This window comes from Anaerococcus sp. NML200537 (assembly GCF_026131715.1).
Lineage (GTDB): Bacteria > Bacillota > Clostridia > Tissierellales > Peptoniphilaceae > Anaerococcus > Anaerococcus kampingae.
Genome location: NZ_JAMXSL010000007.1, coordinates 19021 through 37442 on the forward strand (window position 1 = coordinate 19021; position 18422 = coordinate 37442).

Consider the following 18422-nt stretch of genomic DNA (forward strand, 5'->3'; position numbering starts at 1 on the left):
AATCCCAAATCAGCAATACTGATGGGATTGGTCAGTTGATGCAGTTCTTTTATTTTGCTGGCCTAAAACCAGCTTTTTTTGCTTCTTCTTCGCTATCAAAAATTATGGCGTTTTTATCTTTCGTGTTTTTATAGCCATAACTTCCCTCTAGGTGGTAGAGGCCTGAGTTTTTGTTGACTTTTACCTTTTTCTTGGTATTTTCCTCTCTACTTGACCAGATTCCTATAGCCTTATCCATGGCTTGATTTTCTAGGGCTTCTAGCTGGTCTTGGTATTTGGTATCTGGCTTATAAAAGTTAGAAAAGGCAAGTCCTTCCTTAACCAGGATTCCATTTAAAGTTTTTTTGCCAATATCATCTGTGTTGGGGTTTACTACTGGCTTTTCTAGCCAGATATAACGCAAAAGTCTGTCGTACTTATCCCTGTCTGATATATCTTTTTCTAGGTAAATTTCCCTATCTTTTAGAGCTTTTTCTGTAAAATCTTTGGCCTCTGGTCCCATAAATTCATCTGGATGGTCTCTATTTGCAATCTCGGGTGTATTAATTCCAACAAAGCGGACTTTTTCTATATTTCCGTTTATATTTACCCTGATTGTATCACCATCGATAATTTGAATGACCTGGGCTTTGACATAGGAACTTTGATTTTCTTCAACCTTGCTAGGTTGACTTTCTAAATCACAAGAACTAAGACTAAGCGCAAGGCAAAGGTATATTAATATCTTCCTAAGCATTTATCTTGGCCTGGCAGTCTGGGCAAATACCATAAAATTCGAAATTATGGCCTTCGATAATAAAGCCAGTTTCTCTTTCGATTTGGCCTTCAAGCTCATGAATTGGGCAATTTTCTATTGTAAATTTCTTATGGCAATGGCTGCAAGTTATAAAATGCTTGTGATTTTCCTTCTTTATTTGGTAATAATTTATTCCGTCAAGATCGCTTGTCTTAAAAAGAAGATTGCTCTCTTCTAAGATATTTAAGTTTCTGTAGATGGTAGAAAGGTCAATTGCAAGTTCATCTTTTATTCCGTCATAGATATTTTGGCTAGAAACAGGGCTATCAGCCTCTAAAATATATTCAAGTATTATCCTCCTAGCCTTGGTAATTCTTAGGTTTTTGTCTTTTAAGAGTTCGTTAAGTTTCATATTATCACTCCTTAAGATATTATTATACTTTTTATTTGACAGAGGGGTAATTAATTATATAATACTTAATGCAAATAACTTGCATAAAGGAGAATTATATGAAAAATAAAAATATATTAATGTTAATGGCCCTAAGCTTAGCCTTCACAGCTTGTGGCAATAAAACAGCACAAGAAGCAGATACTAAGACTCAGGTAGAAGAGCCTCAAAAAACAGATAAGGAAGTAGCAAGCGATGAAATTTATGGATCTTTTTATCCAATCTATAATCTAGCTAAACAAATAGCTGGAGATAAATTCAACGTAAAAGCTTTCAACTCCCTTACAAGCGAATCTCACGGCTGGGAGCCATCTGCTAAGGATATGGCAGAATTATCTGAAGCTAAATTATTATTTATAAATGGTGCTGGCATGGAAGAATGGAAAGATTCTGTAGAAGAAAGTCTCGATATAGAAATGGTAGATACTTCAAAAGATTTAGACCTAATCAAGGCAAGTGAAGAAGACCACGACCATGACCATGACCACGAAGATGCAGACCACGATCACGACCATGAAGATGCCGACCATGACCACGACCATGACCACGAAGACGCAGACCACGATCATGATCATGAAGAAGGCGAAGAAGGTCACCATCACCACCATCATGGAGAATTTGACCCACACACCTGGCTATCTCCAGTAAATGTCAAAGCCCAAGCTAAGGTAATAGCTGATAAATTATCAGAAATTGACCCAGCAAATAAGGATTATTACCAAGAAAATTACGAAAAAATTGCAGCAGACCTTGATGGAATAATCGAAGAATACACAGACAAATTCTCTAAAGTAGAAAATAAGAAATTTATAGTTCCTCACCAAGCTTTCGGATATATAGCAAGAGACTTTGGCCTAGAACAAATTCCTCTTGCAAGCCTAACATCAACAGATGATCCAGATGCTAAGGCTATGAAGGAAGTTACAGACCTTGCCAAGGCAAATAAGCTTAACACAGTATTTTATGAAGCAGGTGGTTCAGATAAGGCAGCAAAGACTATAGCTGATGAAATTGGAGCAAAAGTTGCCCCACTTAACACCATGGAATTTGCTACTCAAGAAGAACTAGATAAGGAAGTTAAAATCCAAGATATAATCAAAGAAAACCTTGAAAATATCTACAAATCTCTAGCATAATCCTATATTAAAAGCATAATATATACATGAAGCTTATAGAAATAGAAAAACTAAAATTTGGATATAATGAAAATTTAATATTAAAAGATGTAAATTTAAGTCTTGAAAAGGGTGACTTTGCCGTAATTTCTGGAGAAAATGGATCGGGAAAGTCAACCCTCATCAAGCTAATTCTAGGTGGACTTAAAAAGGATAAGGGGTCTATAAGACTTTTTGGTATAGACATAGAAGATTTTAAAAATTATGACAAACTAGGCTATGTCCCACAGGTCAATGATTCTGTAAAAATCGCCTTTCCTGTCACCTGTAGGGAATATGTAAGCCTAAACCTCTACAAGGATTTTAATATCTTCAAAAAGATTAAGAAATCAAATAAGGAAGATGTAGAAAATATCTTCACTAGCCTAAATATCAAAAATCTCATAGATAGGCCCTTCAACAAACTATCAGGAGGCCAAGCCCAAAGAGTAATGATAGCAAGGGCCCTAGTAGCAAACCCTGACCTTTTAGTCTTAGATGAACCAACAGTAGGTATTGACCAAAAGTCCAAAGACGACTTCCTAAAACTCTTAGTCCACCTAAACACCAATCACGGGATTTCAATTTTAATGATAACCCACGAGATGGAAATTTTAGGCGACTATGTGGATAAGATATTTAGATTAAGGGAGGGAGTCATATGTTAAACTATGATTTTATGAGAAGGGCCCTAGGGGTAGGAATAATGCTTGCCCTAATCATTCCCATGATAGGTATGGTCATGATAAATAGAAAGACATCCATGATAGGAGATGCCCTTTCCCACTCATCGCTTGCAGGTATAGCCATGGGACTAATCATGTCAATAAATCCCATGTGGACATCTCTTATAATCTGTATAATATCAGCCTTTGCAATAGAATTAATCAGGAAAAAATTCAACGAATTTGGCGACATGGCCACAGCCATCATCATGAGCCTAGGCATAGGCCTTGCGGCAATCCTTTCAGACTTTGCTCCAGGAGGCAAATCCTTTGAATCATACCTATTTGGCTCGATAACAACAGTATCATCTAGTGATTTGATCATGGTTAGTATAATATTTGTCCTAGTAAGCCTAGCATCCTTCTACCTATACAATGCCCTGCTTTATATATCAATCAACCCCCTAATGGCAAGGCTAGCAGGAGTAAGGGTAGCACTTATAAATTCAATATTTACAGCCCTAACAGCCTTAACAATTGCAATTTCAGCAAAGATAGTAGGAGCCTTGATGATCACATCCCTAATGGTAATACCGGTAGCAAATGCCCTAATAATAGCCAAATCCTACAAGCAAACCTACATCATATCCCTAATATTTTCCCTAATCTTCATGGTCTTAGGAATCACCATATCCTACTACGGCGGCCTAAAACCAGGCGGAACCATAGTAATACTAGCCATAATCTCCCTAATGATTACAGGCCTAATAAAGTTAATAAGCGACAAGTTAAAGAAAAAGATCTCTAAATAAAAAGAGGTCTTTTTTGCTTGCAAAATTACACATGTACATTTTTTTGTATACTGTCACTACTATAATAGAATTAAGAGGTGATTATATGAATTTGGAAGAAAAAATATTGTACGCAAGTAGAGCTAAATATGGAGAAAATCAGTATATAGAGGATAGGTTAAGAAAGGAAATTGAAGTAATAAAGAAAAAAACATCAATAGAAGAGGTTGAATTTTTGTTGTTTCTAAAAGAAAATCTTGACCAAAATATCCTAATCGGAAACATGCCTTTTTTAAGTCTATATCTTTTGGGTCTTAGTCTAATAAATCCACTTCCTGCCCACTATTATAATGAAAATACCAAGGAACTTGTCTTTGTGAAAGATGCAGAATATGGAGTTGATTTAGAAAAAAGGGAAGGATTTTGCCGAGATGGATTTAATATCGATCCAACCTATACATTTGAAAATAAAATTTATTTTGAAATTCGAATTGATAAAAAATTTAAAACTAAGTTAGACGTCTTAATGAGAGAGCATTTTGTTGATGGTGTGGTATATTCTCGGGGTAAAAATGAAAGAATGGAAAGGTACGATTTACATAATATTAGTTTAGTTTTCTTGGACGGTCTAACTAGCCTATATTATGAAAAAAATATTTCCCAAGACATAGATATGGAAGATTTTAAAAAATATTTATTAGAATATCATTTGAACAATAAACTTGAATTAAAGAATGGATTTCCAAGGAAGGTGACCGAATCTTTAGAAGATTTAAATTTCAAAGAAAATATAAAAAGCTATGGAGATTTTTTGTATCTTTTGGGTCTTACACTGACCTATACTAGGGCATATTCCTTATTTATTGATTTTTCAATTAGAAATTATCCATCAAATAGGGAAGAAATTTTTGCCTATTATTTAGACCATGGTATTGATAGGGAAAGCGCCGGGAAATTTGCCTATGACATAAGTTTCTTCAAGGCTGATATACTTCCAGATTTAGATCCAGAAATTGATGATTACCTAAGAAAACTTAACTATACATGGGATAAGACAAGCCTAGTTAAAGTCACCCTATATTCATATTTAGATTTTAAATTAACTCACTAATGTGATATAATTATTCTGGGAGGTCTTATGGCAAGTTCAAGATTAAATATTTTATATATCCTAGAAATTCTTCGCGAAGAAAGTGACCCCGACCACATTATTGCTATGGCAGATATAAGGAAAAAACTTTATTTATACTATAATGTAAATCTTGATAGGAGAACGATTACAAGCGCAATCAGTGATTTAATTGACTTTGGTATAGATATTTCAACCTTTGGTGATAATGGTAAGGGATATTATCTTTTGGATAGGCCCCTAGAAAAAAGTGAGACTTATTTATTAATGGATGCAATATTTTCCCTTGCATACATAGATATGGACCAATGTAGAGATCTTATAAGGAAAATTTCTAAGAGTCAATCTAAATACAATAGGTCAGTCAATAAATATATAAGCCAGGCTGACTTTTATAGGTCAAAAAGAACATCCAATAAAGAAGTTTTTCTAAATATTGAAACAATAAATGAGGCAATTGATGAGAATAAACAGATAGAATTTACTTATCTAACTTATGGGCCTGATAAAGTCCTTAGGCCAAGAAGAGAAAGACCCTATAAGTTAAACGCTTATAGGATTTTAGCTGACAATAAAAAATACTATCTACTAGGAACTACACCAGGTTTTAAAAATATTCTATCATTTAGGTTGGATTTTATAAAGGATATTAGAATCTTAGACGAAAATAGGGACAGCTTTAGGACCGATGACTTAAATAGGCTAATAGAAAAGGCAAGCCACGCATTTTTTGGCAAGCCATCATTTATAAAAATTCGTTTTTCTAAGGATGTTTTAAATCATGTCATAGATCAGTTTGGAACGGATATAAAATTAAGAGGAGAGGGTGATTATTATCTAGGAGAATTTTTAGCACCGGAAAAAGGCATAGAATACTGGGCTCTGCAATTTCTTCCTTATGTAGAAGTTCTAGAGCCAGTTAGCCTTAGAGAGTCGATTATTGAAAGTTTGAAAGAGAATTTATATGGGATTTAAGGAGAGGTTATGGAACTTAAACTAAATGATATTTTCAATTTGACAGAAGAAGAAATAAATAATAGCAAGATAGAATTTAACATGACTTATGGGTCGAAAGCAGATTATTTTATAGACTATTGGCTTAAACAAAATGATATTGATAAAATAAATGGTACATGTGAACAGTGTTCTTACTGGGGTTGGTATGGTACAAGTCAAAGGAATTTTTATCCAGATCAATGGGTTTTTAGTTTTTCTAGGATAAGTGGTGATGAACGGTTATTTATTTCTGCTGGTAAGGTTCTAGAAGTTCCAGAGGATGATTGGGCAAAAGTTGAGATTTTAGATAGGTTTAAACCGTTTTTTGGTAGATTAATAATTAATTGTAATAAAGGTCACACATTTGCAAGATATACCTTTAATCTAAGTTCGTACATTGAAAAGATAAGTGTGAAGGAATTACTTTCATGTCTGTATAGTGGTGATACTTTTGAAGGATATGACAGGGTTTACTTACCATTTGATAAATTATCTAAAATCTTTAAAGGTGAAATTTTACCTACTTACTATGAGGCCTTAAGTAAGGTTAGTGGGGTTTATTGTTTGACAGACACTAATACAGGTAAACTTTATATTGGCTCAGCAACAGGTATTGAAGGAGTAAGACAAAGGTGGGGGAATTATTTCTCAAGTAAAGATGGTGGAAATAAAAAATTAATTGAGCTTAAAAACAAAGAGGGTGAAGAATATTTTGAAAAATATTTTACCTTTACTTTAATAGAATTTTTTAATAGGTCATATGATCCTGAAAAGATAATTGAGAGAGAGCAGTATTGGAAAAAGTGCTTTGATACAATTAATAATGGTTATAATGGTAATTAGATATAATTTCCCAGCTATTAAGTTGGGAAATTTTTTATCTTAGTATGTTATAATATTACTATATAAAGAAAGGATTTTTATGAAAATTATTATTTCACCAGCTAAGAGTTTTAAACATTTTGATAATATAGAGACAGAGGGACTGCTTTTTCCTGACAAGACTAGGATTTTAGTTGATAAAATTAAGAAGCTTTCTATGAATGAGATGGGTAACCTTAATATGACAAACGACAAGCTTACGGAAAAGGCTTATTATGATTTCCAAGATTTTGACTTCGATGCTTTAAATAATCCGGCGCTTTATTCATATGATGGCCTTGTTTTTAAGCAATTTAAGATGGAGGATTTTGATGATTTATCTTATCTTAATAGGCATGTTTATATTATTTCTGCTCTGTATGGCCTTCTTAGGCCGATGACAGGGATTCGTGATTATAGGCTTTATTTTGACAATACCATGTATGACCTTTACGAATTTTGGGGCAAGGACCTTTATAATAAGCTTTTTGAAGATGATGACCTAGTTTTAAATCTGGCATCTAAGGAATATACCAAGACAATCAGTCCATTTCTTAAAGATGAGGATAAGTTTATCACTGTTGATTTTAAGGAAAATCGTGATGGTAAGCTTAAATCAATTGTCTCTTACATGAAGCAGGCTAGGGGAGCCATGCTTAGGGAGATTATTAAAAATAAAATCGAGGATATTGACCAGGTTAAAGAGCTTGTTATCAATGATTATAAGTATGACCCTTATAATTCTACGCCTGATACCCTTACTTTTGTGAGGGATAAGAGATGAAACTCCTCCACCTGTCCGACCTTCATATTGGCAAAAGTCTGGGTAATTTTTCACTCTTGGAAGATCAGAAATATGTCCTTGACCAAATCTTAGAAATTATTGAAGAGAAAAAGGTCGAAGCTGTCATGATTGCAGGAGACATCTTTGATACAGCCCTTGCAAGTGCAGAGGCTCTTGACCTTTATAATTATTTTATAGAAAAAATCGTCTTTGACCTTGATATTCCTGTTCTTGCCATAGCTGGTAACCACGATTCAGCCAAAAGACTTGATGTCAATAAGAGATTTTATAAGACAAATAAATATTACCTGGCAGGTGAATTTAACAGGGATAAGGTCACCCTTTTTGATGATGAGGGCCCACTTAATTTTTACCTCTTGCCTTTCATGTCCCTTGCCAAGGGAGAGGTCCTTTTTGGGGAAAAGCTTGATGATTTTACTAGGCTTTATGAGCTTGCCCTTGATGGGATAGATTATGTGGATAGAAATGTCTTAATCACCCACTGCTATGCTTCCTATAGCGAAAATAGCCTTGAAACAGCCTACAATGAGGGCCAAAAGCCCCTAGTTATTGGCGGGTCTGACATGATGGATGCTAGTCTTTTTGATAGATTTGACTATGTGGCCCTAGGCCACCTTCATTCTGCCCACTTTGTTAAGGAAGAAAAAATAAGATATGCCGGAACCTTTATGCCTTATTCCTTTGATAAGAAGGATATTAATAAGTCTGTGACCCTGGTTGACCTTAAAAAAGATAGTCTAGAAATAGAAAAAATCCCTATAAAGCTTCTTAGAGAATTTGAAGTAAGACAGGGGCTTTTTGATGATTTGATTAGAGAAAATCCGTCAGATTCTTATATCAAATTTATCTTAGATGATGAGGCGACAGTTGAAAATGCCATGGCCAAGTTTAAGACCAAATTTCCAAATGCAGTCCTTATAAATTATGCAAATAAGTCTGTCTTTGATTTGGACGGGGAAAGCCTTGACATAGATTTAGACAATAAAAATCCCCTAGAGCTTTTTGCTGACTTTGTCGATTTTAAGGACAGTAGAAAGCTTACAGGGGCAGAAGTTGAAATCTTAAAAGAAGTGATTGGAGAAGATTTTGAAGGCTAAGAGACTAAAAATGCGAGGTTTTCTGACCTACAAAAATGAAATAGAAATAGATTTTACCAAGTTTTTTGATAAGAAAATCTTTCTAATATCAGGCCCTACAGGGTCAGGTAAGACTACGATATTTGATGCCATATCCTTTGCCCTTTATGGGTCTATTCCAAGAGAAATAAGCCAAGAAAATATGAGGAGTGACTATCTTAAGGAAGATGATCCTGATACTTTTGTTGAATTTGAATTTGAAATTGGGTCAAAGACTTATCTTATAGAAAGATACCCAAATCAAAGGTCCATGGGAGCTAGGGGTCCAAGGAATTTAAGTCATAAGGCAAGTCTTTTTGATATAAGCGATGAGAAGAAGCTTTTAGCAGATAAGCCAAGAGATGTAGAACCCATGGTTAAGGAGATAGTGGGTCTTGATGTAGACCAATTCTCAAAGGTAATGCTCCTAGCCCAGGGCAAGTTCCAGGAGTTTTTATCAGCTAAATCAGATGTAAAGGCAGCCTTACTTTCTGATATTTTCAAAACCAAAAAATACAGGGATATAACAGATAGGATCAAGGAAAAGGCTAAGGTAAGCAAGAATAAAATTAAGGAAATAGATGATAAATTATCAAATATTATATCTTATGATGAAATTTTAAAAGAAGTCATAAATGGGGATTATATCCTAGCCCTTGATTTTAAAAATATCCTTAAAATAATAGGAGACAATGAAAAGGACCTTAGCTCTCAATTAAGCGAACTACAAAAGGATGAAGATATCCTAGATAAAAATATTAAAGATTCCTATAGAAATTTAGAGAAGTCTAAAAATACTAATGAGAATATAAGCTCTTATCAAAAATCACAAGCGGCTTACAATCTTTTGTATAAGAATTTTGAAGAAAAATCTAAAGAAAAATCTGACCTAGACCTAGCTAGCTTTGCCAAATCAATCAAAATCTATGAGGAAAGAATAGAAAAGACTCAGGATTCTATAGAAAATTTGACCAAAAACCTAGAGGCAGATAAAAATCTTTTGGAAGAGAAAAATGCTGAAGCAAAAAATCTAGAAAAAGACTTGGCAAAGATAGACGACCTTGCCAAAAATTTAGATAAAAACAAACTTGGCCTAGCAGAAAAGGAAAAGACCTACCAAGCTCTTGGTGAATTTTTATCAAATAAAAAAGCCTACGAATCTATAAAAACTATTGAAAAAGAAAAGCAAGACTTAGAGGAAAAGATAAAAAATATAGATGAGAATCTAGAAAACTTAAGAAAAACCTATGGACAAGCCCGTGAAGATAAGGCGAAACTTAAGGAAGAGGGCCTAGAACTTAAGGAAAAATTAAGGGCCAGAGAAGATAAGCTTCTTAGCCTTAAGAAAGACCAGGCAAGGCTTGAAGAAAACAAGGCCTATGAGAAAGATATTGAAAGCTTAGGCAAGGAAAGAGAAAACTATCTAAATTTAAAAGATAAGGCGAGCCTAGATAGGGAAATTGACCAGCTGAATTATTTTATTGAAAGATTAAATCACGATGGGATTTGCCCTGTTTGTGGGACTAAGCATGAAGAAAAATTACCCCTTCACAAGTCAGAGGGCTTAGATTTTGATAAGATAGTTGAAAAGCTAAATGACCTTAACCTATCCTTTGAAAAGATTAGGCTACTTATTGATAAAAATATCAAAGATTTGGAAATGGACGATAGCCTTGAAAATATAAAAAGTCTAATTAAGGAAAATGAAGAACTTATCAAATCCTATGGGGACCTATTAGATAAAAATCAAAAGGAGATTGACCTTAAATATAAGTTATTACAAAAGACAGAGGAAGAGGGGAAGACCTTGGGCCTTGAAAAAGAAAATCTAGGCCAAGCTTTAAAAGAAATAAATATTAAGCTAGACCGACTCCAAGAGTTAAAAATCGCCTACCTTAGCCAGAAGGAGAAAATGGAGGGCCTTAAAGAAGAAGCCCTATTAGCTGAAATAAAGTCATTTGAAAAAAATATAAAAGAAGCAAGTGATTTTATAGAAAAGACTAAGTCCCATGATCAAGAAATAAAACTTGCCCTTTCAAGTCTTAAGGCAGAAATTGGATCTTTTGAAAAAACTCTTTCAGAAAATAAAGAAAATCTCACATCCTACAAAAAAGAATTTAAGGACAAAGTATCTGAAAAATTTGAAAATGAGGATACCTACAGGGTTTATCTTGATAAATTTGATGAGTTCAATCTTTTAAAAAGAGCAAACGAAGAATATTTTAAAAATCTTGACAAACTAAAGGCTAATCTTGATAATCTAAAGGCTTTTAAAGACCTTGAAATCATTGATTTAGAAATCTTTAAAGAAAAAATTATAGATCTTGAAGAAAAGGCAAAGCTTCTTGCTGATAAAAAGCTTGCCCTAAGCCAAGACTTATCTTCCTTTAAAAGGGCGGGCCTTGAGATAAGGGCCATAAGCCAAGAATTTGAAAAGGAAAAAAATAAATCTCTCAGCCTTACAAGACTTGCTGATCTTGCAAGCGGGACAAGTGGAGCCAATAAGGGAAGGGAGAAGATTGATTTTGAAACCTACATCCTAAGTGTCTACTTTGATAGGGTTCTTAACTTTGCCAATAAGAGGTTTAATAAGATGACAGATGGTCAATTTACTATGATAAGGAAAAAGGAAGCGACCGATAATAGGTCCAAGGCAGGTCTTGATATAGAAATCCTAGATGCAAATACAGGCAAGCGCCGCCCAGCCACAAGTCTTTCAGGTGGGGAATCCTTCCTTGCAAGCCTATCCCTTGCCCTTGGCCTTTCTGATGAAATTGGAGCAGAAAATGGGGGAATCAGGATAGATACCCTATTTATAGACGAGGGATTTGGAACCCTTTCTAAGGAATTTTTGGACAATGCCATAAGAGCCATTGAAGAAATTTCTAAGGATGACAGGTTTGTTGGCCTAATTTCTCACGTGGATGAATTAAAAGATGCCATCGATGCCAAGATTTTAATAAGTTACGAGCCAAGCGATGGATCAAAGATAGAGGTGAAAGCATGATTTCATTAATACTAGCAAAAAAAGAACAGGATAAGAGCCTATATATTTACAAGGAAATAGAAAAAAGGCTTGAAGCTGGTCAAAAATCAATTCTTATAGTTCCTGAGCAATACACCCTAGAAACTGATATAGACTTCATAAACAATATCAGATTTTCTTCAGTAATGGATGCTAAGGTCCTTTCCTTTTCATCCTTTGCTGCATTTTTCCTAGATAGGGCGGGCCTTGCCAAGCTTAAATTCCTAAATAAGGAAGGCAAGCTCATGATCTTTACAAATATAATGCACGATTTAAATGATAAGCTCACTCTTTTCAAAAATTCCTATGGAAATATCGACTTCATCAATTCGATTACAGATTTGATTGCAAGTTTTAAGGATAATAATTTTGACCAAGATTTTTTTGAAAGTATTAAGGATGCTGAAATAGATGAGGCCAGCAGGATAAAATTTGAGGAAATAAGGCTAATCCTTGATGCCTACCAGGAAGCTCTTTCAGGCAAATTCATTGATGGTGAGGATATGACCTCTCTTTTAGCAGAATCCATTAAGGATGCAGACTTTCTAAAGGACTATCATTTTTATTTTGATAAGTTTGACTATATGGAAGAAAGGAAACTTGAGGTTATATCTGCCCTTGCAAGGGAAGAAATTGACATCACTATTGGCATTAATCTTGATCCTAAAAATCTAAATGAAGCCCTTCCAAGAGCAGAAATATTTGACCCAGCCTTTGGCTTTTATAAAAAACTTAGATCTAATTTTAATTGTGAAATTATAGAAATGGAAAATACGGAAAATAAGGCAGACCTTGACCACTTCTTAGATAACTTTGATATTTTTAACCCAAGGCCATATCTAGATAAGCCTAATAATATTAGGGTTTTAGAGTCTATATCGACAAGGACTGAGGTGGAAAATATTGCCCTTATTATCAATAAATTAATAAAAAGTAAGGACTTAAGATACAATGATTTTGCCATCTACATGACAGAAAATAGCGAATATGAAAATATCATAGCCAAGACATTCGATAGGTATGACATCCCTATATTTTTGGATAAGCGTAGGAAGATGAGTGATAATCACATTATAAAGACCTTTCTTGCCCTCCTTAGGCTTAGGGTTAATAAATACAGAAAAGAAGACCTCTATTATATCCTAAATTCTAAGCTAATTGATTTTGGTGAAACTTACGAGGAAGATTGCCACATCTTCATCAAATTTATTGGCAAAAGAAATATAGCGGGTGCCATGTTTGAAGATGATAAGTATTTTATTCTGGATTATGATTTCTATGAAAAGTTTTTGGAAAATGATCCAAAAAGAGAAGAAAAGCTTAAGAAAAAGGAAGAAGAATACCAGGCCATAAATAGGGTAAGGGATAAGATTTTAGAACTTTTAGCAAATTTAGATAATGAAGAAAATACAAGAGACCTTGTTGAAGGTATCTATAAGATGATTTCTGATTCATCAATAAGACTTGCCATTACAAGTTTTCAGGAAGAATTAAAGGACCTTGTAGCCCTTGATGATTATAGGGAAAATGAGCAAATTTGGGATAAATTTATAGAGATTTTAGACCAATTAGTTTTAATTATGGGAGATAGAAAGACTTCTCTTGCCAGGATTTATAGCCTAATAGAAGCCGTGACTAAGGATATTAAAATTGGCCTAATTCCACCATCTAAGGACCATCTTATAGTAAGTGATTTTAAGAGGGAGAGGGTTTCAAATAAGAAGATAAATATAATTTTAGGCCTTAATGATGCCTATTTTCCATCAGGAGAATCGAAAGATTTTATTATAAATGATGATGAGAAGGGAGACTTAAAAAAGCGCGGGATTGACCTTAAATTATATGATAAGGACATGGAAAGTCTTGAAAAACTAAGTCTTTATAAGATAATCGTAGGATCTGATAAATTGATATTTTCCTATGCGCTGGCAGATAAGTCAGGCAAAGAACTTAAGAAAAGCTTAGTTTTAAATGATATTTTAAATATTTTCCCTCAGATGCAAGTGAAATCAATTACAAAACTTGAGCCTAGTCTTGCTGCATATTCTAAGGAAGGCCTTAAGAAATTTGCCCTAGAAAATTTGGAAAAAGCTAAGAAGAATGAAAAAATAAGTAAGGAAGACTTGGACTTAAGCCTAGATTTCATCAAGTATTTAAAAGATAATTTAGAAAAAAAAGACAATCAGAAAATCTATGATTCAATCTTTAAGGGACTCTTTTTTACCAATGATAAGGCTCCGCTTAATTTAGACCTTGCTGGCAAGCTTTATGGGAAAAGGGCATATTCAGTTTCAGAAATTGAAACTTATTCACGTTGTCCTTACAAATATTTTATCTCCTACGGCCTAAGACCTGACGTGGAAAAAGATTTTGACGTTGACCAGATGGAAATAGGAAATATCGTCCACAAGTCACTTGAAGAGCTTTCAAGATTATTAAAAGAAGAAAATATCGACGATATCACAGATGAAAAACTAGATACGCTTTTAGAAGAAAATTTCAAAGAAGGTATTGATTTAAATTTAGAAACCTTGAGAAAAGATTCTCCTAAAAATGCCTATATCCTTGAAAATATGCTAAATTCTGCTAAGAGAAATGCAAGGGAGATCAAAAGGGGTCTTAAAAGGTCAGACTTTAAACTCTTTGCCTTTGAGGAAAGCTTCGATAAGGGAGGATTTTTTGACCAGGTCGATATAGATGGGGAAAACTACCTAAGGGGCAGGATTGACAGGATTGATAAGGCAGGAGATTTAATCAGGATAATAGATTATAAGACTGGGGCTAAGAGTTTTAAGCTTATAAATGTCCTAAATGGCCTAGACCTCCAGCTAATTGTCTACATGATGGCAGCAAGTGATAAAGATTTTAAACCTGTAGCATCATTTTATTTGCCACTTAGGGATGAGATAGAAAAGATGGATAAGGTTTCTCTCACAGACCAGGAAAATATCAAGGAAATCCTAGCAGATAAGTTCCAGATGACAGGACTCTTGCTTAAGGTAAATGAAGAAGTAATAAGGCTTATGGATAGGGACTATGACAAGGATAAGCTTGCTGTCTTTGACCCAAAGAAAAACGAAATTGTAAATCCTGAAGACTTTGAGGTTTTGACACACTTTGCAAAGGATTTGATAAAACAAATCATTGAAAATATCAAAAATGGCCTAATCGACCTTAGGCCTGTCAGGGAAGATAAGCAGAGAAAAGAATGCACCTATTGCGACTACAGGGGCGTATGCAAGTTTGATGAGATAATTGATTCAGATAGGTTTAGGGATATAGATAAATCCCTAAAGATAGAAGATGTAAAGAGGGATGCTTATGACAGAGATTAAAAAAACCAAGGCCCAAGAAGCTGCCATAGACACAGAAGATAAAAATATAATAGTATCAGCTGCAGCAGGATCCGGCAAGACCTTTGTCCTAGTTGAAAGAATCATCAGCCTAATGAAGAAATATCATATAGACATTGATCAGATGATAATTGTAACCTTCACCAACAAATCTGCAATCGATATGAAAAATAAGATTAGAACCAGGCTAGAAGAAGCGGCAGATGACTTCGACCCAGTCTTTCTTAAAAGACAGATAAGGCTCTTAAAGACTGCTCAAATCAAGACTCTTCACGCCTTTTGCTCTGACATGATTAGGGAAAATTTCTATTATTTTGATAAGTTAAGTCCTAATTTTAAGGTCCTAACAGAAAATACATCTATTATTATGAGGGCAAATGCTATAGATGAAATATTTGATGAAGAATATGAAAAGATGACAGATGGCTTTAGGATCTTTTTAGAAAATTTCGCCCAAAATAGAAATGATTCTCCTGCCAAAGGTCTTATTCAAGATACTTACAACATGATAATCGGCCAAATTGACCCACTTGCTTGGCTTGATAAAAATACAAGGTCAGCAAATATCGGTGACAAGCTTAAGGAGATTTCAAAAAAAGCTCTAAGGGACATGAAGGATAAGGCCTTTAAGCTAACAGTCATGGCCAATGAAAATGACATGAGAGAAAAACTCCAAGAGCTTGTGACAGAAGATTATTCAATATTTTTAGACCTTGAAAATAATCTTTACTCTTGGGATGAATTTTTAGAGAAAATAGAAAAGGTAAAGTTTGGCAGACTTTCTTCATCCAAAAATGATGATAAATTCCTTTACAATATCCTAAGAACTGACAGAAATTCCTATAAAAATTCTCTAGATAAGCTTAAAAATTTGGTAAGAAATACATCTTCTGACCTTATAAGCCTTACAAGCCATAAGGAAGAAATCCTCTTAGGAGAGATTAATAGGCTTACAAGGCGTTTTATGGAAGCCTTTGATCAGAAGAAAAAAGCCAAATCTTACTTAGATTTCAACGACCTCGAGCAATATTTTATAAGGCTATTAGATAATGAAACTGCAAGAAATAAGCTTGTTGATAAATTTGAATATATCTTCTTCGATGAATACCAAGATTCAAATGAAATTCAAAACTATATAATAGAAAAGCTTAAAAGGGAAAGAAGGCTATTTTTCGTAGGAGACGTCAAGCAATCAATCTATGGTTTTAGGAGGGCAAGGCCTGACTTATTCCTAGAAAAGCTTGATATATACGAAAGGGAAGAAGATTCTGTTAGGATAAATCTAAATGAGAACTTCAGAACTGATAGGCTACTCTTAGATTTTAATAACTATATCTTTGATAGGATAATGACCAAAGAGACAAGTGGCATTGACTATAAAAACGGCGGCCACAGGTTAAATTTCGGAAGAGATAAGGAAAATCCAAATGCCAAAGTAGGCCTTACAGTTCTTGATAAGGCAGTAAATGAGGAAGATTACCTAGTTAGACTCATAAGAGATTTAGTAGGGGAAGGCTATGCTTATAAGGATATAGCGATTCTTTTAAGAAGCGGAAATAAGTCTTATGTATATGAAGAAGCCTTCAAAAGGGCAGATATTCCTTATTTTAACGACATATCAAAGGTATCATTTTTGGCAGCAGAGGTTAATTTTTTCATAAATCTTTTAAAATATCTGGCCAATCCAAATGATGACATTGTTCTGCTTTCTGTCCTTAGAAGCGAAATTTTTAATTTCAGCGAAGATGACCTGGTAGAAATAAAGCTTTATTCTGATTCCTTTAGGTTTTATGATTGCTTTGATAATTATGATGGGAATGAGCAAATAAAGGCAAAAATTGATAATTTTAAGCTGGTCATAAAGGATTTAAAAAATAAACTCGCCATCTACTCTCTTTTCGATTTTGCTAACTACCTTTTTGAAAAAACTGGCCTTTACGACTTCCTCATGGCAAGGGATTTGGGAGCTGATAGGATAAATAATATAGAATCCCTAATCGACCTCATGGCAGAATACGACTCAGCCAATGACAATGGTCTTTATGGATTTTTAACCTATTATGAAAATATTTCAAAGACCCAAAAAGATACCATAGACCAGTCAAGAGATTTATCTGAAGAAGAGGACCTGGTAAGGATAATGACCATCCACAAGTCAAAAGGGCTTGAATTTAAGGTAGTAATCCTTGCAGATTCATCAAGATTAATAAAAAATATGCATTCGAGAAATCTTGCAATATTTGATGATAAGCTTGGGATAGGTATTGATATTGCAGATTATGATAGCAAGATCAAGGTCTCATCGATAAATAAAAAGCTAATTGAAAATAAGCTTATCGAAGAGGACAAAAAAGAAGAAATGAGAATCCTCTATGTAGGTCTAACCAGGGCTGAGGAAAGGCTATATATAACAGGAACTAAGTCACAAAGCTCTTTAGCAAAGCTTTATCAAAATGTAGATTATCTTGAAATGTCAAGCCACCTAGATTGGATCCTCTCAAGCCTATCCTTCGATAAGATAGGTGAGGAAATTTTTGCTAAAGACTACTTTACAGATGATTTTGATAAGCGAGTAGATATATCATATCTTGAAAGCCTAGAAGAAGAAAAAGTCAGGGAAAGTAGGGATATAGGTAAAATATTTGAGGATATCAAACCTAGTGCAAATTATAAGAAAATAGAAGACCTAATGGATTTTGCCTACAAGGGGGCAGATGATATAGGTGAGAGTCTCAAAAAATCAGTAACAGAGATAGCCAAAGACTTCAACAAAGAAGAGGAAGGCTACGAAAGATCATCCTTTGGCGAAAATTATTCAAACATAGACTTCAAGAAACCGGCCTTCCTAGAAGAAGAAAAAACCTACTCAGCCACAGATAAGGGAAGCCTAATCCACAAAGTCTTTCAAAAACTCCCAATGAAAGAATATGATAAAAAAAGCCTAAAAGCAGAAATAGAAATCTTAATAGAGAACCAAATAATAGAAAAAGAAGGAGCCAAACTTTTAGAAGTGGATAAATTTTTAGGATTTTTCCAAAATGATCTGATAAAAGAATTAATCAAGGAAGAAACACCTTACAGAAAAGAAGAATCCTTCCTAATGCAGTATGAGGATTACTACGTAAATGGTCAGATAGACCTAATCTTTGAAAAAGAAGATGAAATAATCCTAATAGACTTCAAGACAGACAGGATAAAAAGAGAAGAAGCCTACAAAAAGCAGCTAGAAATCTACAAAAAAGCCTTAGAAGAAGCCTTGGGAAAAAAGGTAAGCATGGGGCTTATATATTGGTATAATAGTGGGGAGATTAGTGTTTACAATAAATAATGGGTATTTTAGG

General features: G+C 34.2%; 13 protein-coding genes. 11 read left to right on the forward strand and 2 right to left on the reverse strand.

Going from position 1 to position 18422, the window contains the following annotated elements:
* Positions 1 to 49 precede the first annotated feature (49 nt).
* A complete protein-coding gene (locus tag NH288_RS03050) occupies positions 50 to 736 on the reverse strand; it encodes a thermonuclease family protein (protein ID WP_265212977.1) in 687 nt (228 codons plus the stop codon).
* Positions 729 to 1148, reverse strand: a complete 420-nt coding sequence (locus NH288_RS03055; RefSeq protein ID WP_265212979.1) for a Fur family transcriptional regulator — start codon at positions 1146 to 1148, stop codon at positions 729 to 731. The genes NH288_RS03050 and NH288_RS03055 overlap by 8 nt, the downstream gene beginning before the upstream one ends.
* Positions 1149 to 1246: 98 nt before the next feature.
* On the opposite strand from NH288_RS03055, the gene NH288_RS03060 reads away from it, so the two are divergent.
* The 11 genes from NH288_RS03060 to NH288_RS03110 all read left to right on the forward strand — a co-directional run bounded on the left by NH288_RS03060 (position 1247) and on the right by NH288_RS03110 (position 18409).
* A complete protein-coding gene (locus tag NH288_RS03060; protein WP_265212980.1) occupies positions 1247 to 2323 on the forward strand; it encodes a metal ABC transporter solute-binding protein, Zn/Mn family in 1077 nt (358 codons plus the stop codon).
* Positions 2324 to 2349: 26 nt separating this feature from the next.
* Complete coding sequence (locus NH288_RS03065; RefSeq protein ID WP_265212982.1) at positions 2350 to 3009, forward strand: metal ABC transporter ATP-binding protein; 660 nt, start codon at positions 2350 to 2352, stop codon at positions 3007 to 3009.
* The gene (locus tag NH288_RS03070; protein WP_265212984.1) at positions 3003 to 3818 is read left to right on the forward strand and encodes a metal ABC transporter permease; all 816 of its coding nucleotides are present in this window, start codon (positions 3003 to 3005) and stop codon (positions 3816 to 3818) included. The genes NH288_RS03065 and NH288_RS03070 overlap by 7 nt, the downstream gene beginning before the upstream one ends.
* An 85-nt stretch (positions 3819 to 3903) precedes the next feature.
* A complete protein-coding gene (locus NH288_RS03075) occupies positions 3904 to 4908 on the forward strand; it encodes a hypothetical protein (protein WP_265212986.1) in 1005 nt (334 codons plus the stop codon).
* 27 nt (positions 4909 to 4935) lie between these two features.
* A complete protein-coding gene (locus NH288_RS03080) occupies positions 4936 to 5901 on the forward strand; it encodes a helix-turn-helix transcriptional regulator (RefSeq protein WP_265212988.1) in 966 nt (321 codons plus the stop codon).
* A 9-nt stretch (positions 5902 to 5910) separates the two neighbouring features.
* Positions 5911 to 6765 carry a GIY-YIG nuclease family protein gene (locus NH288_RS03085; RefSeq protein WP_265212990.1) on the forward strand — a complete coding sequence of 285 codons (855 nt, stop codon included), beginning with the start codon at positions 5911 to 5913 and terminating at the stop codon, positions 6763 to 6765.
* A 79-nt stretch (positions 6766 to 6844) separates the two neighbouring features.
* Complete coding sequence (yaaA, locus tag NH288_RS03090; RefSeq protein ID WP_265212992.1) at positions 6845 to 7567, forward strand: peroxide stress protein YaaA; 723 nt, start codon at positions 6845 to 6847, stop codon at positions 7565 to 7567.
* On the forward strand, positions 7564 to 8685 hold the full coding sequence (locus NH288_RS03095; protein ID WP_265212994.1) for an exonuclease SbcCD subunit D: 1122 nt from the start codon (positions 7564 to 7566) through the stop codon (positions 8683 to 8685). The genes yaaA and NH288_RS03095 overlap by 4 nt, the downstream gene beginning before the upstream one ends.
* Complete coding sequence (locus NH288_RS03100; protein ID WP_265212996.1) at positions 8675 to 11710, forward strand: AAA family ATPase; 3036 nt, start codon at positions 8675 to 8677, stop codon at positions 11708 to 11710. The genes NH288_RS03095 and NH288_RS03100 overlap by 11 nt, the downstream gene beginning before the upstream one ends.
* On the forward strand, positions 11707 to 15063 hold the full coding sequence (locus NH288_RS03105; protein ID WP_265212998.1) for a PD-(D/E)XK nuclease family protein: 3357 nt from the start codon (positions 11707 to 11709) through the stop codon (positions 15061 to 15063). The genes NH288_RS03100 and NH288_RS03105 overlap by 4 nt, the downstream gene beginning before the upstream one ends.
* On the forward strand, positions 15050 to 18409 hold the full coding sequence (locus tag NH288_RS03110; RefSeq protein WP_265212999.1) for a UvrD-helicase domain-containing protein: 3360 nt from the start codon (positions 15050 to 15052) through the stop codon (positions 18407 to 18409). Before NH288_RS03105 ends, NH288_RS03110 begins: the two co-directional genes overlap by 14 nt.
* The last annotated feature ends 13 nt before the right edge of the window (positions 18410 to 18422 follow it).